Origin of the sequence: Flavobacterium sp. A45, from assembly GCF_002001005.1 — a bacterium.
Classification (GTDB): domain Bacteria; phylum Bacteroidota; class Bacteroidia; order Flavobacteriales; family Flavobacteriaceae; genus Flavobacterium.
The window spans coordinates 29,600-50,716 of record NZ_MUNX01000058.1 but is presented as its reverse complement, the minus strand read 5'-3'; the positions used below and the strand labels follow the sequence as shown (position 1 = coordinate 50,716).

The window sequence follows — 21,117 nt, the reverse complement described above, 5'->3', positions numbered from 1 at the left end:
CAGTATCATTATTTAATTTATCTTTTACTATTTTATAATATTCCTCTTGGAGTTCTGTAATAGTTAATTGTTTAGACTTTATTTTATTATATTTTTCTTCATCTGTTACCTTTATAAATATTAAGAAAAGAAAAACTTCTGGAATTAAGTACATATTGTCTTTAAATGCACGTAAAGCTAATCTAGAATGCGAAAATATTTTTTCTTGTTGTCTTAATGTAATAGGAGAATTTGAAAATAATATTTCAGATATTTGTAAAAAACTTTTTTTATCTGAATTCAATTCGGAATGACGCTTTCTAGTTTCTTTCTCTAAAAAATCATCAAATCTAAAATAATCGTATAAATATTTATTGTATACCTCTTTTTCAGGTTTAGGAATTGAGTATTCAATATCAATGAATCTTCTTAAGTATTCATCTGCATCGATTCTATCACTTCCATAAACACCTCTTACAGCATTTCCCAATTGCTCTTTGTCGATTGAAAGAACAAAAACGATATTTGGAACTGTAAAAAAATGTTTAATTTGTTCTAAAATTGAAACGGCATAGTTTGGTCTACATCTATCAAGTTCATCAATTATAAATACTAATGACTTGCCTTGATTTGTATTAGCGATAAATGAAGCTAAACTGGTTCTAAATTCAATAATGCTTTTTTTCTTTTTAGCGTATTCGTTGACATCATTTTCAAATACATCCGCAATTCCTTTGCTAACTCCATTTATTAAATCTTTAATTTCCTTTGTATCTATATATTTATCAGCAACTGCTTGTGCAATAACAGGTAAAATTTGTTTAGATAGAATAGAAGCTTTTTTTAAAGTTTTATTAAATGCAGGTACTGTTTTAGTATTTGTTAATGTCTTTAATTCGCCCATTAGAGCAACTAATGGATTGTTTTCAAAATCATTTTCCCAAGCATTAAAATATACGGTTTGATAATTTTTATTTTTTAAGTCTTGTTCCCACATTTTGATAAATGTAGTTTTTCCAGTTCCCCATTTATTATTAATTGCTAAAACAAATCCTTCTGGATAAGAATCTAAGATTTCTGTTAAAACGGTAGAATATTTTTGTCTACCTAATTTACAGTTTAAAAATGGATTTGAACAATCAATTTCTATTTCGTTATGTTTAATTTTCATCTATTTAAGTTCTTGGATTTTCTACGGTGCGGTAAGCTGACTGCTAACTCGTTTATAGGTCTGACGACGATGTCCGACTTATCACTCAAAATTGGTTGGCTATGTCTAGTAAACGTCAGTATTTGTTTATTTTCAAATGTATGAAAAATGAATCATAAATTTTTAATAGTTTTTACTTTGCAATAAAACAAAAGCATTGAAAATAAGTTTTTTGAAATATTTCTTTAGAATGATAAACGTGTTCTCTAGCCCCGATTGCAGTGGAAATCCCACGCTTTTGGGGCGTGGATTGAAACGAAAAGCGGGAGTGAAGCTGTTATGAAAAACTAACGTTCTGCTCCTAAAAAAAAACACCAGCTTTTCGACCAGTGTTTTTATGAGATAAGGGAAAGTCTAATCATGAGCCAAATCTGCCAATAGTTTTTTGTTTCCAACAATCCACAAAATATCATCTTTTTCCAGAATGACATTCGACTCTGGGTTTAAAGTTCGTTTTCCTCTTTTTTCGATGCCGACAATTAACCCTTGTGTTTTTTCACGCAGTCTAGATTCTTTGATGCTTTTTCCAATGAAGGTGTGGTTTTTTAATTCGATTTGGCGTAAAACAATATCGGGTTCCACAATTTCTGGAGAAACATCCATTTCGTGTTGGTCCAGGTATTTTTTAAATTGCTGTACTTGGGCATCGGTTCCGATAACACAAATTTCATCACCTGGGAAAATACGTTCGTTCCTACTCGGAATGTGTATAGTTATGTCACCCCGCTTTATCGAAACAATATTTATTCCTAAATTTTCCCTCATTTGAAGGTTTTTCAACGATTCGCCGGCAATATTGGATTCAGCCGCAATGTCAAATATTGCCATGTGGCCGTCCCAAGGAGTTAAATCACTTCGACTTCTTTTAGTTCTTTCAATTTCCCGGTCGTTCAAATTGGCCAGAAAATGATTTTCAATTTTGTGGTATTGAATGTGGAGTTTCTTTTGAAAAATTAAATAAATCACCACTGCAACTATGAATGCAATCATCGCAATTTTTGGAGAGAAAAATATATTTAGCAGTAAGCCAATAAAAATAATTGACAGCACTATGCGTATAAAAAAGAGCATTGTCAACGGCCCACGAGATTTGCGGTCTTCCATTAATTGTTCTACTTCATCGGTTGCGACTCTTCGAAAAGCAAGCGCCCACAAAAAAGGCGAGACTATTCCCAAGGTGATTAAAGCTCCCATTGTATTTCCTAAATGATAATCTTCAACCAAAGGCAATATAAAACGAGACGAAAGCAAGATGACGGCAAGTATGATTACGACAAGTACAATCACCTGGATTAAAAAAGCATTGATAACCGTTTGCCACAAACTGACTGTTTTTATCGCTTGCGTACTCGCTGAATAACGTTCAATTCGTTTGGTCCATTTTCGAGGTAAATTATGAGCCAAATATTCGGAAAAAGGGAGTGAATATTTAATCATAAATGGAGTCGTGAATATAGTTACCGCCGAAACTGCAACTACTATAGGATACAGAAATGAATTGGTTGCTTTCAAGGTTACTCCCAAAGTCGCGATGATAAAGGAGAATTCCCCAATTTGAGATAAACTCATTCCTGTTCGAATTGAATCTTTAAGTGGTTGTCCCGATAATATGGCGCCAACAGTAGAGCTGATGGATTGACCGAAGATGGTAACAACAGAGAGAATAACGACAGGAATAGCATGTTGGTACAACGCATCGGGATTGATTAACATGCCGACCGATACAAAAAATACGGCTCCAAATAAATCTTTTACGGGTTTTACCAAGTGTTCAATATGTTCGGCTTGGGTGGTTTCGGCAATGATGGATCCCATTATAAAAGCGCCAAGTGCAGGCGAAAAACCGGCATTTGCCGCTAAAACAACCATCATCAGGCAAAGAGCCAGAGAAATGATGAGTAGCATTTCGTCGGTGAGTAAATGTTTGGTTTTTTTGAGTACTGTTGGAATGATAAAAATGCCACCCAAAAACCAAATCACCAGAAAAAAGAGCAGTTTTAATACCGACATTAAAAGGTCGCCGCCAGAAAACTGATTGCTCACGGCAATCGTTGATAATAAAACCATCATCAAAATGGCTAATATATCTTGAACAATTAAGGAGCCAATTACAATTCCTGCAAATTTTTGTGTCTTAACACCCAATTCATCAAATGATTTTAAAATAATTGTAGTCGATGAAATTGAGAGAATTACGCCCAAAAAGATACTGTCCATTTTGGGCCAATCCATCCATTGCCCAACGGCATATCCCAAAACACACATGCTTACAATCTGAATTCCTGCAGTGATAGAGGCTGTTCCGCCTACTTTCATTAATTTTTTGAAACTAAATTCAAGTCCTAGGCTGAACAATAAAAAGATAACACCAATTTCTGCCCAAACTTCTACGCTTTTAATTTCTTTTACGGAGGGAAAAAAATCAAAATGATTACCGGCCAGAAAGCCCGCAATCAAATATCCCAAAACCAAGGGCTGTTTTAGTTTTCTAAATATCAAAACGGCAACAGTCGCAGTCATTAAGATAAGACCTAAATCACTGATTAAAGGGTTTAAATGGCTTGTGGTTTCTGATACTTCGGCTAATAGACTCATAAGGTAGGATTGCAGTTCATCAATGCAGTTTATATGTAAAAATCATCGATGGCTAATTTACGAAAAAAGAAAATTCTTTATGGTTTGCTTTTTTTGATATTTAATTTTCTCCACAAAAAAAGCTACCTTAAAAAGATAGCTTTTGATATAAACAGTTTGTTGCTTATTAAATTCCCAAGAAATTACTTGGTGTGATTTGCATCAATTCGGCTTTGATTGCATCCGAAACATCAAGCGTTGCAATAAAACCATGAATGGCTTTTTTGTCAATTGCTTCGTTGGTTCTTGTTAGGCCTTTCAAGGCTTCGTATGGGTTTGGATAGGCTTCACGACGTAAGATAGTTTGAATCGCCTCGGCTACAACTGCCCAGTTTTTCTCTAAATCTTCGTGAAATTTGGATTCGTTCAATAATAATTTGTTCAAACCTTTTAGGGTAGCTTCAAAAGCAATTAACGTATGTCCTACAGGTACTCCAATGTTTCTTAAAACAGTACTGTCGGTCAAATCGCGTTGCAATCTTGAAACTGGTAATTTAGCCGATAAATGTTCGAAAATGGCATTCGCTATTCCTAAGTTTCCTTCGGAGTTTTCAAAATCAATTGGGTTCACCTTGTGCGGCATAGCCGATGATCCAATTTCTCCCGCTTTTATTTTTTGTTTGAAATATTCCATCGAAACATACGTCCAAATGTCACGGTCTAAATCTATAATGATAGTATTGATTCTTTTTAGAGCATCAAAAAAGGCTGCAAAATGATCGTAATGTTCGATTTGTGTTGTTGGAAAAGAATGGTGTAATCCCAAGTTTTCTTGAACAAATTTGGTTCCGAATTGTTTCCAGTCAATTTGTGGATAAGCCACATGATGCGCATTGTAGTTTCCGGTAGCTCCACCAAATTTGGCTGCAAACGGAATGTTGAATAACAAACGCATTTGTTCTTCCAGACGCTCTACAAAAACGGCAATTTCTTTACCCAAACGTGTTGGAGAAGCTGGTTGTCCATGTGTACGGGCAAGCATTGGAATGTCCTTCCACTCTTGGCTCAATTCTTTTAATTTGGATGTCAAAGTGATTAACGACGGCATATATACTTTCTCAAAAGCGTCTTTTGTAGAAAGCGGAATAGCAGTGTTATTAATGTCTTGGGAAGTTAATCCAAAGTGGATGAACTCTTTGTATTCTGATAACCCCAGTTTTTCAAAAGCGTCTTTGATAAAATACTCAACGGCTTTTACGTCGTGGTTGGTTACTTTTTCGGTTTCTTTTATCCAAAGAGCATCTTCGGTAGAGAAGTTTTTATAAATGTCACGTAAACTGCCGAATAAACTTGGGTTTACGTTTTTTAATTGTGGTAAAGGTACTTCGCATAAAGCAATGAAATATTCGATTTCAATTAATACGCGGTATTTTATTAAAGCTTCTTCAGAGAAAAAAGGAGCCAATGATAATGTCTTATTTCTATAACGACCGTCGATTGGTGATATAGCATTCAATTCGTTTAGAGTAGTCATTTTTTGTTGTTTTTTCGAAAGGCACAAATATAAAGAGAATTTAGGGATTAGGAGGTACGAATTTTGAGCTTTGACAAAGAATTTAGTTATAAAAAGTATAGTTATTCGATGAAAATGAAATATTTAAAGATTATGAAATTACTTTTTTAAAAAGTAATTTAAATTATAACTATATTTGTTTAATAAAAATTAAATATTGATGAACAATGTAAAAAATGTTTTTAGCATTAAGGATCTTGAAAATCTTTCAGGTGTAAAAGCGCATACCATCCGAATTTGGGAAAAACGATACAATGTCTTGCAGCCCATGCGTACCGATACCAATATACGTCTGTATTCTTTGCCAAGTCTTCAAAAATTGTTGAATATCACTCTGTTGCATGATTATGGGTATAAAATCTCTAAAATCGCAACCTTTAATGAGGAAAAAATAGTCGAAATGATTCGTGAAATTGTTTCGAAAAAGAATGCTAAAAATCATGCTGTCAATGCTTTTAAGATGGCTATGATGAATTTTGATCAAGACCTTTTTTCTAATACATACAATTGGTTACTCGAAGAAAAAACGTTTAAGGAAATTTTTAATCAAGTATTTATTCCATTAATGGAGGAAATTGGGCTGTTGTGGCAAACTGATACGATTACGCCTGCTCACGAGCATTTTATCAGTTGTTTGTTGTTAAAGAAAATATTAGTCAATATTGAAAAAATTGAAGCAGATAAGCCAATAAACACAGACAAGGTTTATGTGTTGTCGCTTCCTCTTAACGAAATCCATGAATTAGGATTGGTTTATTTGCATTACGAAATAGTTTCTAGAGGCTATAGAGTTGTATATTTGGGTGAGAGTATGCCTTTGAATTATTTGAAAGATTTAAAGAAACATTTCAATTCAATTATTTTTCTGTCCTATTTTACGATACAGCCAGACAGGGAGTATGTCAATGATTATGTGCAAACTATGGGTGAGGAACTTTTGGGTGACGGCTCACAAATTTGGTTAATCGGTAAGTTGACTCAGTACATTGATCCAAATTTAATTCCTGTAGATGTTAAAGTTTTTGATTCCATTCCTGATTTAATAGAAAAGATTTAATTTTTTGTTTAATATTTTTGTACATTTGTTAAACAAATGAAAAAATCAATCTCAATAATAGGTTCTGGGTTTTCGGCAATGGCCGCAGCTTGCTATTTGGCCAAAAGTGGTCATAAGGTAACAGTATATGAAAAAAATGCATCATTAGGAGGTAGAGCCCGGCAATTAAAAGCCAGTGGTTTTACTTTTGATATGGGGCCGAGCTGGTATTGGATGCCCGATGTTTTTGAACGTTTTTTTGCTGATTTTGGCAAAAAAACAACTGACTATTACGAGCTTGTAAAACTCTCACCAGCCTACAGAGTTTATTACGGAATTGATGATTTTATAGCAATTGCTGATAATCTGCCACAAATTGTAGCTGATTTTGATGCTATCGAAAAAGGTAGCGGTCAAGTTTTGAAGGAGTTCATGTATGAAGCCAAAAGTAATTATGATATCGCCATCAAAGAATTAGTATATCGTCCCGGTGTATCTCCGTTAGAATTAGTAACTCTTGAAACTGCCAAGAAAATCGGTCAGTTTTTTAGCAATATCAGTAAAGATATTAGAAAGAAGTTTAAAAATGAAAGGCTCATTCACATACTGGAATTTCCCGTTTTGTTTCTTGGAGCAAAGCCATCCGATACGCCTTCGTTTTATAGTTTCATGAATTATGCGGATTTTGGTTTGGGTACTTGGCATCCAAAAACGGGTATGTTTGATGTTGTTCGAGCTATTGAAAGTCTAGCGAGAGAGTTGGGTGTTACTTTTGTAACCAATGCTAATATTGAAAAAATAAATGTTCAAAGTAAAATAGCTCGATCAATTGTAGTCAATGGAAAAACAATACCATCGGATATTATTTTGAGTGGTGCCGATTACCATCATACCGAAACCTTATTGGATATAGAGCATCGTGCCTATTCAGAAACGTATTGGGAGAGCCGAGTTTTTGCACCATCTTCTTTATTGTTTTATGTTGGTTTCAATAAAAAAATAAAAAACATTTCGCATCACGCTTTGTTTTTTGATGTCGATTTTGAAAAGCATGCCAAAGCAATTTACGATGAACCGCAATGGCCTAAAGAACCTTTGTTTTACGCTAACTTTCCATCATTGACAGATAAAACGGCCGCTCCCGAGGGTATGGAATCAGGCTTTTTTCTTGTACCGCTTGCTCCCGGAATAGAAGATACTGAAGAGTTAAGAAATCAATATTTTGATAAAATAATAGAGCGTTTCGAAATTTTGACCCAGCAAACGGTAAAAAGCAGTATCATATATAAACAGTCTTTTTGTAAAAATGACTTTGTTTCGGAGTACAACTCATACAAAGGAAATGCTTATGGAATGGCAAACACGCTTTTGCAGACAGCCTTTTTGAGGCCAAAATTAAAAAGTTCCAAAGTGAAAAACCTTTACTTTACTGGGCAGTTAACCGTTCCTGGTCCAGGTGTTCCTCCAGCATTGATTTCCGGAAAACTGGTATCAGAATTAATAGATAAACAACTTTTAAATCATAACGTATGAAGCAATTATTTGACGATGTGTCCTTTAAGTGCAGTAAATTGGTTACCAAAAATTACAGTACTTCGTTTTCTATGGCGGTTTATATGTTGGCGCCCAGCATTCGTGATGCCATTTACAGCGTCTATGGATTTGTGCGTTTTGCCGATGAAATTGTGGATTCTTTTCACGGTTACGACAAAGAAAATCTGATTAATGATTTTGAAGCCGAATATTACAAAGCCATGAAATCAGGTATCAGTTTGAATCCAATTTTGAATTCGTTTCAGCAAACAGTAAAGGAGTATAACATATCGGATGATATGATACAATCGTTTCTCAAAAGTATGAAACTCGATTTAATCAAATCTGATTATCACAGCAAAGAAGAATACAACGAATACATTTATGGCTCAGCCGATGTAGTGGGATTGATGTGTCTCAAAGTTTTTGTTAAAGGCGATGAGGCCAGATACAATCAGCTAAAAGACCAAGCTATGAGATTGGGTTCTGCGTTTCAAAAAGTAAATTTCCTGCGAGATTTAAAGGACGATAATTTACTATTAAATCGTAATTATTTTCCAGGTATCGATTTAAAATCCTTCGATGAAAAGTCGAAAAAAGCAATTATCGAGGAAATAGAAGAAGATTTTAGAATTGCCTATCAAGGAATTATAAAATTACCTTTGGAAGCGAAGTTTGGAGTGTACACGGCTTACGTTTATTACAAAAAACTGCTCAAAAAACTGGAGCAGACACCATGTCACGAAATTGGAAATTCCAGAATTAGGGTTTCCAATTATTCCAAAGCAGGATTGTTGGCGCAGTCTTTCGTATCTTACAAGTTGAAATTAGTATAGAAAAACTGCATAAATTTTTAATTCAATAAAAAGAATATGGTTTCCTTTTTGATTTTTTTAGGTGTTTTTTTATGTATGGAATGTGTTACTTGGCTCACGCATAAATACGTTATGCATGGATTCATGTGGTATTTTCATGCCGATCATCATCAGCCAAAATATGCTCATACTTTTGAACGAAATGATATATTCTTTGTAATTTTTGCCGTTCCAAGTATTGTTCTTTTTTATTTTGGAGTACAGCAGGGTATGAATTATCTGTTTTTTATTGGACTTGGAATAACTGCCTACGGATTTTGCTATTTTATGATACATGATGTTTTGATACATCAGCGTTTTAAGTGGTTCAAAAACAGTAAAAACAAGTATTTGATTGGGTTGCGGAAAGCTCACAAAGTGCATCACAAACATTTAGGGAAACAGCACGGAGAATGTTTCGGAATGCTGTTCGTACCTTTCAAATATTATAAAATTTAGTATGTCTTTATATCTTTTTTTAAATATAGCTTCCTTCTTAATTCCGTTTCTGTATAGTTTCGAAAAAAGAATGAAATACAGTAAGCGTTGGAAAGTGATTTTTCCTTCTTTGATTATTACGGCATTATTTTTTATTATTTGGGATATTATTTTTACCAAAATGGGAGTTTGGAGCTTCAATCCAAGATATCATTCCGGGATAGAATTTTTTGGTTTGCCAATAGAGGAGTGGCTTTTTTTTATTTGTATTCCTTACGCCAGTATATTTATTCATTTTTCTTTTCAATACTTTTTGCCCAATGTAGGTTTAAGCGATACCACAGTAAAAAAGATTTATTGGTTTTTGATGATCCTCATTGTTTCGGTAACAGTATTGAATTTTGATAAATGGTACACTTTTGTCAATTTTAGTGTGTTTATTTTAGTTTTAACGATAGCCGTTTTTAAGTTTCCTACGATTTTAAAAACTTATTTTATTACTTTTTTAATCATTTTGATTCCTTTTTTAATAGTGAATGGAATCCTTACTGGGAGTTTCATAGATGAACCAGTTGTTTTTTATAATAATGACGAAAATTTAAGCATTCGATTGGGAACTATACCTGTCGAAGATGTTGGTTATGCTTTTACAATGCTGTTGATGAGTTTAGTTTTGATGAAAATAATGGAAAGAAAAAATGAAAGTATATAAAAAAGAAACCGTTCAGCATATTAATGCGACTTTAGATGAATGTTGGGAATTTTTCTCCAGTCCAAGAAATTTGCAAAAGATAACTCCTGAGTCGATGGGATTCGAAATTACCGATTTTGACAACCAATCGATGTATGCAGGGCAAATTATTCAATACAAAGTTTCGCCACTTTTGGGATTAAAATTAAATTGGACTACCGAAATTACACAAGTCAAAGACAAAGCTTATTTTATAGATGACCAGCGTTTTGGGCCATATAGCTTTTGGCATCATAAACATTTTTTTGAAGCCACTCCAAGCGGCGTCAAAATGACCGATGTAGTGCATTATGCATTGCCATTTGGTTTTTTAGGAAGAATTGTAAATGCTTTAATCGTCAAAAATAAACTGAATGAAATCTTTGATTACCGTTGTCAAAAAGTTAACGAACTCTTTAATTCAAAATAATGGATAAACAGCAAGTTACTATTTTTTGGTTTCGGCGCGATTTGCGTCTTGAAGATAATGTAGCGCTGTTTCATGCTTTGCAGTCCAAATATCCAGTCATTCCATTGTTTATTTTTGACACGGATATTTTGAACAGTTTGTCAAAAAATGATGCACGTGTAGGTTTTATACACGAATCACTCCAAAAAATAAATGCACAACTCAATGCTATTGGGAGTTCACTTTTAATCAAAAACGGAACAACAACTTCAGTTTGGGAATCTCTTTTTCAAGAGTTTTCCATTTCGGAAGTTTTCTTCAACAAAGATTATGAACCGTATGCTGTCAAAAGAGATCTGGCTATCGAGGCACTGGCAAAAGTAAATAATGCAGCTTGTTTTTCTTTTAAAGATCAAGTTGTTTTTGAGGAACTCGAAATCACCAAGTCCGATGGTTTGCCTTATACTATTTATACACCCTACAAAAATAAATGGCTGGAAAAATACAGATCTATGGCTCCGCTTGTAGAATACGATACCAAAAGTTACTTTTCTAATTTTTGCAAAAGCAATTTTTATTTTCTCACTTTACAACAAATAGATTTCGAAGAGAGCAATATAAAAGTAATTCCACATAACCTTACTCAGATTTCCAATTACCACGAAACAAGAGATTTTCCGGCTATTGACAGCACTTCGTATTTGTCACCACATTTGCGTTTTGGAACTGTCAGTATTCGAAAATTAGTCAATTGGGCGGCTCGAAAAAACGATGTTTTTTTGAGTGAATTGATATGGCGGGAATTCTTCATGCAGATTCTGTTTAGCTTTCCAAAAGTAGTTAGTCATAATTTCAAATCAGCTTATGATGGAATTCAGTGGCGCAACAATGAGGAAGATTTCAAGCGATGGTGTACTGGAACTACGGGTTATCCAATGGTAGATGCAGGAATGCGCCAGCTCAATGAAACGGGTTATATGCACAATAGAGTACGTATGGTAGTGGCTAGTTTTTTGTGCAAACATTTACTCATCAATTGGCAATGGGGTGAAGCCTATTTTGCCGAAAAACTGTTGGATTATGATTTGTCGGCCAATGTTGGTAACTGGCAATGGGCGGCAGGAACGGGTTGTGATGCGGCACCTTATTTCAGGGTTTTTAATCCTGATATTCAACTCAAAAAATTTGATGAAAAAGGAATTTACATTCGCAAATGGATTCCGGAATTTGATTTGGGTTACGGTAAACCCATGGTTGATCACGCATTTGCACGAGACCGAGCTATCGCTACATATAAAGCAGGAATTTTAAAATGATTATCGAATCAACTTTTGAAGCATTCCATTAAAAATAAACCCGTGAAAAGGCAAAACGAAATACCAATACAATTTCCCCCAAATACCTTCGGGTTTAAAAGTAGCGGATTGGTATAAAGTATTGTTGATGATTTTAAATTCGAGCCAGGCTTCACCAGGCAGTTTCATTTCGGCATAGAGAATGAGTTTGCCTTCGTCTTTGTTGGCATACAAAACCCGCCAAAAGTCTAATGCATCACCAGCGTGAATGTCGTGTTTGTTGGTGCGTCCTCTTCGCGAACCGACACCTCCAAAAAGTTTGTCAATAAATCCGCGTAAATCCCACAGCCAATCTCCGTAATACCAACCGGTTTCACCGCCAATGGACCAAATTTGGTTAATAGTAAAGGCTCTGTCTTGGATTTCCATTTTTCTTCGGTCGATAAAGCAGTTTTTCTTTGGGACTTTAAGATAGTCACCGACATTTCCAATAAATTGACCGCTTACCATAGAATCTTTCCAACTTGAAGCGATAGTATCATTGTCAATTTTGACCAAGGCTTTGGATAATGCCAATTCATAAGACATAGGGGTAATATTCAAAATTGAATTGATGCTATTGTCACGGCAAATAACTTCGACTTTCATACTGCTCACCAAAGCAGATGCTAGTTTGTAGGAGGTTGAGGTAACAAAGTACAGCCAATAAGAAGATAATTTAGGTGTCATTACGGGGATAGTGTAAATATACCTTTTGAGATGAATGGCTTTGGCAAAGCCTAAAAGCATTTCTTTGTAAGTGAGAATATCGGGACCACCAATGTCAAAACTTTGGTTGTATGTTGATGGATTCAAGAGTGATTTTGTCAAAAATTCCAAAACATCGGCGATGGCTATGGGCTGGCACTTGGTATTAAGCCATTTTGGGGTAACCATTACGGGTAATTTTTGAACTAAATCCCGAATGATTTCAAAGGATGCACTACCAGATCCTACTATGATTCCTGCTCTCAATGTAGTTGTGGCAAAGGTTCCCGTATTTAAAACTTCTTCTACCGCTTTTCGTGAGGATAGGTGTTTGGAAAGCGATTGATCATTGACAATACCGCTTAAATAAATGACTTGTTTGGCATTCGTCTTATTAATTCGTTCTACAAAATTTTCAGCTGAAATACGTTCTAATTCATCATAATTACTAGCCGATCCCGACATGGAATGAATCAGATAATAAGCGGCATCAATATCTTTGGGAATGTTTTCTAAAGTTTCTTTTTTTAAGAAATCAACTTCTATGACTTTTACATTTTTTTCAAATTCTTTTGGACAAAAAAAGCGCTGTTTATCCCGCACGCAACAAATAATATCGTGACCTTGTTCCACCAAAATAGGTAAAAGTCGTTTGCCTACATAACCTGTTGCTCCTGTTAAAAGAATTTTCATGTTTTATTGATATTAATTTTATTAGAACTTTACCGTTAATAATGCCTTCTAAAAAAAGCCACGAATTTTACGGATTAGGAGTAATATTCGTGGCGGATAAATTATTTGTTATTGGTTTTGTTTTATGATTTAACTCAATTTGTTTGAAACGAGACTTATAAATTCTTTTCTGGTTTTATCTTTTTCGAACGCACCTGTAAAAGAAGAAGTTGTTGTTACCGAATTTTGTTTTTGAATTCCACGCATTTGCATGCACATGTGTTGTGCTTCGATGACAACGGCAACACCAAGCGGATTCAATGCTTCTTGTATGCAATTTTTAATCTGGTCGGTCAATCGCTCTTGTACCTGCATTCTTCTGGCAAAAGCATCGACAATTCTTGGGATTTTACTTAAGCCAACAATTTTTCCGTTGGGGATGTAAGCAATATGGGCTTTACCAAAAAAGGGCAGCATGTGGTGTTCACACATCGAATATACTTCTATATCTTTTACTACAATCATTTGTTTGTGGTCTTCAGAAAACAATGCCGATTTTAATATGTTTAACGGATCTAATTCATAGCCGTGTGTTAAATACTGCATTGCTTTTGCAACTCTTTCAGGAGTTTTTTCGAGTCCTTCTCTCGTTACGTCTTCGCCGAGATCACCAATAATTTTTTTATAGTTTTGGGCTAGCTGTTCTGTTATTTCGGTGTCGTATTGTTCGATTTTCTCGTAACTTCTCATTTCTTTTATCATCTTTTTTTGCTGTTTTTTTATTAAATTTTAAAACTTACGATTCCATAATCCATTTCAAAAACTTGTCCCGAAATAGATTTGGCATTTTCTGATATTAAATAATTTGCCATTTCGGCAACTTCACTGGGTTTTAAATAATTTTTCATCGGGTGGCGTTCCATCATATTTTCTTTCATGCGATCGTTTCTGAGGATATTTGCCGAAAGCGAAGTTTCGGTTATTGTAGGAGCGATTGCATTTATGCGAACCACCGAAGCCAATTCGGCACCAAGGGATTTTACCAATCCTTCAATTCCTGCTTTAGCAGTAGCGATACTGGCATGGAAAGGCATTCCTAATTTGGCGGCAACAGTACTGAATAATACAATTGACGGATTATTTCCTTTTTTTAAGGCAGGTAAATATTTCTGAATAGCTTTTACCGCACCAATAACGTTGATTTCAAAATCATTTCTAAAATCGTCAAGATTTAAACTCAAAATGGGTTTCAGCGTAATCGAACCAGGACAATAAATAAGAACATCTACGGCTTCAATTTCGGGTAAATCATCTTCAAGAATTGAAATGGGATAATGAATTAAGTTAGGATGTGTAATATCAGGAGCAGTTCGGCTGATGTTATACACTTTGTTTTTTTCCAATTGCTGCAATAGGATAGCGCTTCCAATTCCTTTGCTTCCGCCAATGATTACTATGTTTCGCATATTTTTTTTTGAATTATCTTTTTGAAATTTTATTGTTGTTGATTTGTCTTTGTCTCGAACATTTGAATCGGCCTTCTTGAAAGCTTCTTAATTTTTCGTGTTTTGTTTTCCGGCCTTGCACACGTTCGCGCCACATTTTGAAACTTGACGGCTTCATTTCGGCACGCATTAGATCGATAACATCTTGTTCTTTTAAGCCAAATTGTATATGAATGGCATCAAAAGTGGTTCTGTCTTCCCAAGCCATTTCTATAATTCGGTCTATTTCTATTGGTGTTAGTGTAATTTGTAAATTCATCCTATACGATTTTGGTATTAGTCACTATCTCCGACATCGGCCATAGTGTGTAATTTTAAGATTCTGTTATTTTCTTCTTTCACCAGCGGATTCTTTTTCATATTCCACAAAAAATCGCTCGCGTGTTTTCTAGTTCTCTCTATATTAACTATTGGTTTTGGATAATCCACGCCCAAATCAAAATTGCTAAACTTTTGGTCTAAAAATGTCATTTTAGAAGGATTGTGAATAAAGGGAATAGGCAGATTTTGTAACTCTGAAACCCATTTTTTTATAAACTCTCCATTAGGATCATGCTCTAAACTATTTTTTAGCGGATTATAAATACGCAACATATTAATTCCAGTTTCACCCGCTTGCATCTGCAGTTGCGGATAATGAATTCCAGGTTCAAAATCCAGAAACATTTGTGACAAATGGGGTGCTGCTTCCTGCCAAGGCTGCCATAAATTATGGGTAAAAAAGGAAACCACCATGGCTCGCATTCTGAAATTCAAATAACCAGTCTGGTTTAGGCATCGCATACAGGCATCTATTATTGGGAATCCTGTTTGTCCTGTTTGCCAAGCTTGGATATAAGAATGATTTGTTTTCTTTTTCAAAGTATGGAATCCTTTATTGACGCTTTCAAATTCCATGATTTCTTCCATTTCAAATTTTTGAATAAAATGGGCTTGCCATGTCAATCTTGAGACAAAGGAGTCGATTTGTTTTTTGTTGTTACTAGTTAATCGAAAATTGGCTGCCTGCTGCAATACTTGTCTTGAGGATAAATTTCCCCAGGCAATATAAGGAGATAACCGGCTGCAGCTTTTTCTTGCTAATAATGGCTTCGAAATATTGCGATTATAATCTTGATAACGATCATAAAAAAAACTTTCCAAATACTTATTGCCCATATTAGTTCCTCCTTTTTGAAAAACATCATTTGGAATGGTTTGCAATGAAACGGTTTCAAAACTGTTTTCTAAAAAGAGGATGCTTTCTAGGGATAAGAAATTTTGAGAAGCTGCTTCAAAAGGAAATTGTTTGGAATTCATATAATCTTCCCAAAGTTTTATCCAGTTTTTTCTATTTTCTAATGCTCTAAAAATGCCATTATTGATGTTCTCTTTCCAGATAATTAAATTGTTTTTGCAAAAGCGTTTAAAGGATTTGTCTCTTTCATAAGTAATTTTTATGCCAGTCTCCTGATGTGAAAACACAGTGTCAATTTTGTAAATTTCCTGGATGGAATTGATAATTGAAATCACTTCGCCCGAAACGCTTAAGACTTTAGTATTTAAAGGAGCAAGCTGTTGGTTGATGTCTTTAATAGATTGTTTGATAAAGTCCCAATGTCTTTCGCTGTAATGACCATCATTTTGTAATGAGTTTTCAAAAACATACAATAACAAGGTTGGTTTATTGGATTGAATGGCATTGAAAATGGCTTCGTTATCCTGTAAACGGAGATCTCTTTTGAACCAAACAATATTGATATGACTTTTATAAGTATTCATTTTTTCGATTAATGGCTTTTATTTCTCCTGCATCTTTCACTGCAATATTTCACGTCATCCCAAACGGTCGCCCATTTTTTACGCCAATTAAAAGGACGTTTACACACCAAACATATTTTAGACGGTAATTCTGATTTCTTCAAATCGCTACTCGTATTTTTTATATTGATTCACTATAATATTGGCTTTCAAATCAAACAATAGATTGTACAGTCCAAAAAAGGTACGGTTCATATAGATAAAATGTTTGGAACCCCGGTTGCCGTTCATTTTTTTTAAGTTGGTATCTTTTGAAAAACGTTCTCCGAGCTGTGCAATGTTTCCAAAAAATTCAGCATCCGAAAAATCAAATGTTTCTCCTTGAAATGGCTGGGTGAAAAGTGATAATAAATCATAAAACATCTGAGTGAAATAGACAATTTCTTCTGCAGAATCATCTGCTCTTAGAATTTCCAGTTCAAAAAGTTTCTTGTTGAACAATTGCGGGTTGTCGAGTATTTTTGGGTTTACCAATTCAAAGTAAGGAATGTAAAAATCATTCGGAATTTTCTTCATGCAGCCAAAATCCAATGCAACCAACTGATTGTTATCGTTAACCAAAAAATTACCAGGATGCGGGTCGGCATGTACTTTTCTCAAAATATGAATTTGATACATATAAAAATCCCATAAAGCTTGTCCGAGTTGGTTTCCTAATTCGCGATTTTTGTTTATAGCAGTGAATTCAGAAAGATGAATTCCTGTCATCCAGTCCATCGTAATGATTTTCTCGGACGAGAACTCGGGGTAATATTCAGGAAAAACCAAATGCTCTATTTTCTTGCAGGCGGCAACGACTTCTTGACTTTGTTTCAGTTCCAGTAAATAATTGGTTTCTTCAATCAATTTGTCCTCTACTTCCTTGAAATATTTATCGGAGTCTTTGCCTTGTAAATTAAACATTCGGATAGCTATAGGTTTTACCAAAGCCAAATCCGAAGAAATGCTATTGGCAACGCCCGGATATTGAATCTTTACGGCCAGTTTTTTACCGTTTTTCACAGCAATATGCACTTGGCCAATACTCGCCGCATTGACTGAATTAGGATTAAATTCGTCAAAAATTTCATAAGGTGTTTTCCCTAAGTTACTTTTAAACGTTTTCAAAACCAATGGAGCCGAAAGCGGAGGTACTGAAAACTGTGACAGCGAAAATTTCTCTACATAAGCTTGCGGCAGGAAACTTTTGTCCATACTCAGCATTTGAGCGACTTTGAGAGCACTTCCTTTTAAACTCTTCAAACCATCATAAATATCTTCTGCATTGTTTTCATTGAGTTTATCACGGGTCAAATCAGAATTGACCATTTTTTCTCCATAATATTTCAAGTAATTAACACCAACTTTGGCGCCGGTTTGTACTAGTTTTGAAGCTCTTTCGATTTTGGAAGTTGGGATGTAGTCTATTGTTTTCATTATTTGTTTTTTATTTTTTCTTTGAAAATGAATTTTCCAAAATCAATCAGGCTGTCAATGGGCGTTATATCAATTAATTCGAAAGAAACCTTAACCGATTTTTCGATGTAGATATCTGTTTTCTCAAACGAAGGAGAAGCATCTTCCATCCAAAATTTCATGGTTAATAAAAATTGAAACCAAAACGATTCGGTTAATACTTTTTCTTGGTATTGCTGTAGTTTTTCAATTTTAATGCGGAAATCATCTGTGATTATTTCTGAGATGTAGTCTTTGAATTTATTTCTAAACTCGGACAAAATCATTAGTTTTTTTAGTTGATTTTGATGCTGTTTCAAAGTCATCATGACGTAGCTTCTATTAGCGGTAATTAATTCGAAGAAAGTAAAATAAAAACTCAGCAGTTTGGTTTTCATATCGTAACTTTCGTAATTATCGTCTTTCTGCAATAGCTCGATTGTTTTGTCAAAAAAGATGTTGAATATTTCTTTTTCGATACTTTCCAGTGTGCCAAAAAATGTATAGAATTCAGCCTCTGTAAAACCATTCACTTTGGAAAAATGAAATACAGACTTTGGTTTTTCATTATGTTCTAAAGTATAGTTCATATACATTGAGACAATGAGGTCTTTGGATAAATTTATTTTTTTAGTTGCCATGTTTTAAGTTTTATTTGTGTATAAAGGTAATAATGTTTAACTTATTATTAATAATGCTAAACAAAACATTAACTTATATTTGTATAGTTTTAATTGATTGCCCCTAATTTATAAAGTAATGAAGCAAAATGTTTTAATAACTGGAGGTACTGGATTTATTGGTAAAAAATTGACCAAAATATTGTTGGAAAGAGGCTTTTCTGTTTCAGTACTTACAAGAAATAGTAAACCAAATATAGATGGAGTTACCTATTATATTTGGGATGTATCTAGTCAAAATATTGAAGAAGCCGCTGTGCTCAATGCCGATTATATTATTCATTTGGCAGGAGAGAATATTGCCGAAAAAAAATGGACTACCACGAGAAAAGCTGAAATCAAAGATAGCAGAACACAATCAGCTCAATTGATTTATAACGTTTTGAAAAAACACAATAAACGAATTGAAGCCTTTGTGTCGGCTTCAGGAATAGGTTTTTATGGTGCGATTAACGGAGAAGGCATTTGTACTGAAAACACCTTGCCAGCCAATGACTTTATTGGAGTGACTTGTCAAGAATGGGAAAAATCTGCTGATTTGATGGCAGGTTTAGGCATTCGAACCGTAAAAATTCGAACCGGTTTGGTTTTAGGTAAAGATGAAGGAATATTAAAAAAACTTACTCCAATTTTTAAACGAGGTTTAGGTAGTGCTTTGGGATCAGGGAAACAATATATGCCTTGGATTCACATACACGATTTGTGCATGATGTATATCGAAGCAATTGAAAACGATAAGATGTCTGGGGCGTACAATGCTACCATCAACGACAGTACTACTAATTTATCTTTCTCCAAAGCATTGGCTAATTCTCTTGGTAAATCAATGTGGTTGCCGAAAGTTCCAGCTTTTTTAATCCGAATAGGAATGGGTGAAATGGCTGACATTGTTTTGACGGGAAGAAGAGTTTCTTCTGATAAAATAAAAAAACTGGGTTTTAGGTTTCAATTCAAAAATCTCAAAAAGGCACTAAAAGATTGTTTGAGTTAGCTAATTATTAAATGCTAATTACTCAAAAAATTAATTCAAAATACAATCGATTTTGGTATTTACATTTTTTGATATTTTGGCAATGACAATACTTGGAATTTCGATATTGAAGTCGTCAGTGTTTAATGTGAAATGAGAGTTTATATGGATTCCATTTTCTACTTTTTTAATTTTAGCTTTTACAGTAATCATCCTGGTTTGACCATGGATTGTTAGTTTTCCTTTTATCTGAAAGACTTTTTCGGTTTCGGTTACAATTTTCAAATCAAATTTTTCGATAATCCCTTTAAAAACAGCTTTAGAATAGCGGTCACTTTCCATATAGTTACTATTGAAATGTTCTTTCATTAAATCTCTTTTGAATTGAAAATTTTTAATGACAGCAGTAAAGGTTATTTGGCTTTTGTCTGGAATTAGTGTACAGTCCACAACATCGTTTTTTGCTTCAACGGCTTCGAATAAAGGCACAGAAGCTTCGAAGTAAATAGTACATTTTGAGGTACTTAATTTTTCTTGGGCACTAATAGGGTATAAGACAAAAAATAAGACTAATAGAGTAAATTTTTTCATAATTTTTTCTATTAAAGGTTTAATCTAAAGTTACGTTTTTTTTTACGACAATACTCTTAAAGTTACGCCAAAAAAAAGCCAATATCAAAAGATTAATTCTTTCGATATTGGCTTTTTAAATAGATTTTCAGTAAGTATTATTCTTAGTATTTTAAGAAAAAAACTAATCCAAATTAATCTGTATGTTGTATTTTTTTAGTCCTTCCAATGTTTCTTTTGATGTGTAATTAAACTCTTCTTCGTGTAACTCACGTTCTTTTTTCAGGGCGATCTGTTTTAATGAATTACAAAAACGTTTTACATCTTCAAAGTTAGACAGAATTAGACCTGGAACGGGAACGCTATTGCCTTCATTGTCTTTTGCAACCATAGTAAAATAAGAAGAATTACAATGTTTTTTATTACCTGTCTGGATGTTTTCGGCCTCAACGCGAATCCCTACAATCATAGAGCTTCTTCCAACATAATTAACAGATGCTTTCATTGTTACAAGTTCACCCACTTCAATAGGTTTCAGGAAATCTACTGTATCCACTGAGGCAGTAACACAATAATTTCCAGAAAATTTGGAAGCGCAGGCAAAGGCAATCTGGTCTAATAGGGACAAGACAAATCCACCGTGAATTTTTCCACTAAAATTGGTATGTGAAGGCAACATAAGTTGGGAAATGCTGACATGAGATGAAGCAACTGTTTTGTATATTTTCTCCATAGGTTTAGTTTTGGTTAAAAGGGGATTTTTCTTTTTGTATTGTTTTGATAAAATATCTAGTTTCTCCCCACCAGAAAAAGGTTCTGTATTTTTCTTCATAAGTGAGTTTGACATAATGGCCCTGCAAGGTCTTCATTTGCTCAATCACCTCTTTGTCGCTATCCAATACTGAAAACTTGAAAATTTGTGCCCCAGAGATTCCTTGGCTCAATTCTCCTTCCCATGTTTTTATGATAACACCTTTATGACTTAATCGGATTAATTCTCCAGAGCGAATGCCTTCACTAACGGTTACATAATAGATAAATGCAAAGTAACATAGGAATCCAATACCTATTAATGCTACAATTACGGCCAAAATTTTTCTCATATTAT

22 protein-coding genes are annotated in these 21,117 nt (G+C 34.3%); 8 read left to right on the top strand and 14 right to left on the bottom strand.

Going from position 1 to position 21,117, the window contains the following annotated elements; genetic code table 11:
* The 3 genes from B0E44_RS04365 to purB form a co-directional block, all read right to left on the bottom strand.
* Positions 1 to 1,150, bottom strand: a 1,150-nt coding sequence (locus tag B0E44_RS04365) for a P-loop NTPase fold protein (RefSeq protein WP_077370982.1), incomplete at its 3' end; no start/stop codon positions are given.
* 393 nt (positions 1,151 to 1,543) lie between these two features.
* The gene (locus B0E44_RS04360) at positions 1,544 to 3,784 is read right to left on the bottom strand and encodes a cation:proton antiporter (RefSeq protein WP_077370981.1); all 2,241 of its coding nucleotides are present in this window, start codon (positions 3,782 to 3,784) and stop codon (positions 1,544 to 1,546) included.
* A 166-nt stretch (positions 3,785 to 3,950) separates the two neighbouring features.
* Positions 3,951 to 5,297, bottom strand: a complete 1,347-nt coding sequence (purB, locus tag B0E44_RS04355) for an adenylosuccinate lyase (protein ID WP_077370980.1) — start codon at positions 5,295 to 5,297, stop codon at positions 3,951 to 3,953.
* A 199-nt stretch (positions 5,298 to 5,496) separates the two neighbouring features.
* Here purB and B0E44_RS04350 point away from each other — a divergent pair, with 199 nt between their 5' ends.
* The 7 genes from B0E44_RS04350 to B0E44_RS04320 are packed head-to-tail and all read left to right on the top strand — an operon-like array spanning position 5,497 to position 11,652.
* Complete coding sequence (locus B0E44_RS04350; protein WP_077370979.1) at positions 5,497 to 6,393, top strand: MerR family transcriptional regulator; 897 nt, start codon at positions 5,497 to 5,499, stop codon at positions 6,391 to 6,393.
* Positions 6,394 to 6,429: 36 nt separating this feature from the next.
* Positions 6,430 to 7,905, top strand: a complete 1,476-nt coding sequence (locus B0E44_RS04345; RefSeq protein WP_077370978.1) for an NAD(P)/FAD-dependent oxidoreductase — start codon at positions 6,430 to 6,432, stop codon at positions 7,903 to 7,905.
* Positions 7,902 to 8,741 (top strand): phytoene/squalene synthase family protein, encoded by an 840-nt coding sequence (locus B0E44_RS04340; protein ID WP_077370977.1) that lies wholly within the window; start codon positions 7,902 to 7,904, stop codon positions 8,739 to 8,741. The genes B0E44_RS04345 and B0E44_RS04340 overlap by 4 nt, the downstream gene beginning before the upstream one ends.
* 36 nt (positions 8,742 to 8,777) lie before the next feature.
* Entirely contained in the window at positions 8,778 to 9,218 is a 441-nt protein-coding gene (locus tag B0E44_RS04335) for a sterol desaturase family protein (protein ID WP_077370976.1), read from the top strand.
* Position 9,219: 1 nt separating this feature from the next.
* The gene (locus tag B0E44_RS04330; RefSeq protein ID WP_077370975.1) at positions 9,220 to 9,909 is read left to right on the top strand and encodes a lycopene cyclase domain-containing protein; all 690 of its coding nucleotides are present in this window, start codon (positions 9,220 to 9,222) and stop codon (positions 9,907 to 9,909) included.
* The gene (locus B0E44_RS04325; RefSeq protein WP_077370974.1) at positions 9,896 to 10,357 is read left to right on the top strand and encodes an SRPBCC family protein; all 462 of its coding nucleotides are present in this window, start codon (positions 9,896 to 9,898) and stop codon (positions 10,355 to 10,357) included. Before B0E44_RS04330 ends, B0E44_RS04325 begins: the two co-directional genes overlap by 14 nt.
* Positions 10,357 to 11,652 carry a deoxyribodipyrimidine photo-lyase gene (locus B0E44_RS04320; RefSeq protein ID WP_077370973.1) on the top strand — a complete coding sequence of 432 codons (1,296 nt, stop codon included), beginning with the start codon at positions 10,357 to 10,359 and terminating at the stop codon, positions 11,650 to 11,652. Before B0E44_RS04325 ends, B0E44_RS04320 begins: the two co-directional genes overlap by 1 nt.
* Here B0E44_RS04320 and B0E44_RS04315 read toward each other — a convergent pair whose 3' ends face one another.
* The 8 genes from B0E44_RS04315 to B0E44_RS04280 form a co-directional block, all read right to left on the bottom strand.
* Positions 11,653 to 13,071, bottom strand: a complete 1,419-nt coding sequence (locus B0E44_RS04315) for an SDR family oxidoreductase (protein ID WP_077370972.1) — start codon at positions 13,069 to 13,071, stop codon at positions 11,653 to 11,655.
* 129 nt (positions 13,072 to 13,200) lie between these two features.
* A complete protein-coding gene (gene folE / locus B0E44_RS04310) occupies positions 13,201 to 13,812 on the bottom strand; it encodes a GTP cyclohydrolase I FolE (RefSeq protein WP_243412109.1) in 612 nt (203 codons plus the stop codon).
* Positions 13,813 to 13,832: 20 nt separating this feature from the next.
* The gene (locus tag B0E44_RS04305; protein ID WP_077370971.1) at positions 13,833 to 14,516 is read right to left on the bottom strand and encodes an SDR family NAD(P)-dependent oxidoreductase; all 684 of its coding nucleotides are present in this window, start codon (positions 14,514 to 14,516) and stop codon (positions 13,833 to 13,835) included.
* Between the two features lie 13 nt (positions 14,517 to 14,529).
* Positions 14,530 to 14,814: a TIGR03643 family protein gene (locus tag B0E44_RS04300; RefSeq protein ID WP_077370970.1), complete on the bottom strand. Its 285-nt coding sequence runs from the start codon at positions 14,812 to 14,814 to the stop codon at positions 14,530 to 14,532.
* Between the two features lie 17 nt (positions 14,815 to 14,831).
* Positions 14,832 to 16,316, bottom strand: a complete 1,485-nt coding sequence (locus tag B0E44_RS04295; RefSeq protein WP_077370969.1) for a cryptochrome/deoxyribodipyrimidine photo-lyase family protein — start codon at positions 16,314 to 16,316, stop codon at positions 14,832 to 14,834.
* Between the two features lie 8 nt (positions 16,317 to 16,324).
* A complete protein-coding gene (locus tag B0E44_RS04290; RefSeq protein WP_077370968.1) occupies positions 16,325 to 16,459 on the bottom strand; it encodes a DUF2256 domain-containing protein in 135 nt (44 codons plus the stop codon).
* Between the two features lie 4 nt (positions 16,460 to 16,463).
* Positions 16,464 to 17,771 (bottom strand): AarF/ABC1/UbiB kinase family protein, encoded by a 1,308-nt coding sequence (locus B0E44_RS04285; protein ID WP_077370967.1) that lies wholly within the window; start codon positions 17,769 to 17,771, stop codon positions 16,464 to 16,466.
* Positions 17,771 to 18,430 carry a TetR family transcriptional regulator C-terminal domain-containing protein gene (locus B0E44_RS04280; protein ID WP_077370966.1) on the bottom strand — a complete coding sequence of 220 codons (660 nt, stop codon included), beginning with the start codon at positions 18,428 to 18,430 and terminating at the stop codon, positions 17,771 to 17,773. The genes B0E44_RS04285 and B0E44_RS04280 overlap by 1 nt, the downstream gene beginning before the upstream one ends.
* Positions 18,431 to 18,548: 118 nt before the next feature.
* Between B0E44_RS04280 and B0E44_RS04275 the strand changes: the two genes are divergently transcribed.
* Positions 18,549 to 19,460, top strand: a complete 912-nt coding sequence (locus B0E44_RS04275) for a TIGR01777 family oxidoreductase (RefSeq protein WP_077370965.1) — start codon at positions 18,549 to 18,551, stop codon at positions 19,458 to 19,460.
* A 30-nt stretch (positions 19,461 to 19,490) separates the two neighbouring features.
* Here the strand turns inward: B0E44_RS04275 and B0E44_RS04270 are convergent, their stop codons facing one another.
* The 3 genes from B0E44_RS04270 to B0E44_RS04260 all read right to left on the bottom strand — a co-directional run bounded on the left by B0E44_RS04270 (position 19,491) and on the right by B0E44_RS04260 (position 21,112).
* Positions 19,491 to 20,030: a YceI family protein gene (locus B0E44_RS04270; RefSeq protein ID WP_077370964.1), complete on the bottom strand. Its 540-nt coding sequence runs from the start codon at positions 20,028 to 20,030 to the stop codon at positions 19,491 to 19,493.
* A gap of 163 nt (positions 20,031 to 20,193) precedes the next feature.
* On the bottom strand, positions 20,194 to 20,742 hold the full coding sequence (locus B0E44_RS04265; RefSeq protein ID WP_077370963.1) for an acyl-CoA thioesterase: 549 nt from the start codon (positions 20,740 to 20,742) through the stop codon (positions 20,194 to 20,196).
* A gap of 4 nt (positions 20,743 to 20,746) precedes the next feature.
* The gene (locus B0E44_RS04260) at positions 20,747 to 21,112 is read right to left on the bottom strand and encodes a 6-phosphogluconate dehydrogenase (RefSeq protein WP_077370962.1); all 366 of its coding nucleotides are present in this window, start codon (positions 21,110 to 21,112) and stop codon (positions 20,747 to 20,749) included.
* Positions 21,113 to 21,117 lie beyond the last annotated feature (5 nt).

What these genes read in the sequence shown, in the direction of transcription:
- B0E44_RS04360 (WP_077370981.1), bottom strand. Translation starts at nt 3,784, where the DNA reads ATGAGTCTATTAGCCGAAGTATCAGAAACCACAAGCCATTTAAACCCT.
- purB (WP_077370980.1), bottom strand. Translation starts at nt 5,297, where the DNA reads ATGACTACTCTAAACGAATTGAATGCTATATCACCAATCGACGGTCGT.
- B0E44_RS04350 (WP_077370979.1), top strand. Translation starts at nt 5,497, where the DNA reads ATGAACAATGTAAAAAATGTTTTTAGCATTAAGGATCTTGAAAATCTT.
- B0E44_RS04345 (WP_077370978.1), top strand. Translation starts at nt 6,430, where the DNA reads ATGAAAAAATCAATCTCAATAATAGGTTCTGGGTTTTCGGCAATGGCC.
- B0E44_RS04340 (WP_077370977.1), top strand. Translation starts at nt 7,902, where the DNA reads ATGAAGCAATTATTTGACGATGTGTCCTTTAAGTGCAGTAAATTGGTT.
- B0E44_RS04335 (WP_077370976.1), top strand. Translation starts at nt 8,778, where the DNA reads ATGGTTTCCTTTTTGATTTTTTTAGGTGTTTTTTTATGTATGGAATGT.
- B0E44_RS04330 (WP_077370975.1), top strand. Translation starts at nt 9,220, where the DNA reads ATGTCTTTATATCTTTTTTTAAATATAGCTTCCTTCTTAATTCCGTTT.
- B0E44_RS04325 (WP_077370974.1), top strand. Translation starts at nt 9,896, where the DNA reads ATGAAAGTATATAAAAAAGAAACCGTTCAGCATATTAATGCGACTTTA.
- B0E44_RS04320 (WP_077370973.1), top strand. Translation starts at nt 10,357, where the DNA reads ATGGATAAACAGCAAGTTACTATTTTTTGGTTTCGGCGCGATTTGCGT.
- B0E44_RS04315 (WP_077370972.1), bottom strand. Translation starts at nt 13,071, where the DNA reads ATGAAAATTCTTTTAACAGGAGCAACAGGTTATGTAGGCAAACGACTT.
- folE (WP_243412109.1), bottom strand. Translation starts at nt 13,812, where the DNA reads ATGATAAAAGAAATGAGAAGTTACGAGAAAATCGAACAATACGACACC.
- B0E44_RS04305 (WP_077370971.1), bottom strand. Translation starts at nt 14,516, where the DNA reads ATGCGAAACATAGTAATCATTGGCGGAAGCAAAGGAATTGGAAGCGCT.
- B0E44_RS04300 (WP_077370970.1), bottom strand. Translation starts at nt 14,814, where the DNA reads ATGAATTTACAAATTACACTAACACCAATAGAAATAGACCGAATTATA.
- B0E44_RS04295 (WP_077370969.1), bottom strand. Translation starts at nt 16,316, where the DNA reads ATGAATACTTATAAAAGTCATATCAATATTGTTTGGTTCAAAAGAGAT.
- B0E44_RS04285 (WP_077370967.1), bottom strand. Translation starts at nt 17,771, where the DNA reads ATGAAAACAATAGACTACATCCCAACTTCCAAAATCGAAAGAGCTTCA.
- B0E44_RS04280 (WP_077370966.1), bottom strand. Translation starts at nt 18,430, where the DNA reads ATGGCAACTAAAAAAATAAATTTATCCAAAGACCTCATTGTCTCAATG.
- B0E44_RS04275 (WP_077370965.1), top strand. Translation starts at nt 18,549, where the DNA reads ATGAAGCAAAATGTTTTAATAACTGGAGGTACTGGATTTATTGGTAAA.
- B0E44_RS04270 (WP_077370964.1), bottom strand. Translation starts at nt 20,030, where the DNA reads ATGAAAAAATTTACTCTATTAGTCTTATTTTTTGTCTTATACCCTATT.
- B0E44_RS04265 (WP_077370963.1), bottom strand. Translation starts at nt 20,742, where the DNA reads ATGGAGAAAATATACAAAACAGTTGCTTCATCTCATGTCAGCATTTCC.
- B0E44_RS04260 (WP_077370962.1), bottom strand. Translation starts at nt 21,112, where the DNA reads ATGAGAAAAATTTTGGCCGTAATTGTAGCATTAATAGGTATTGGATTC.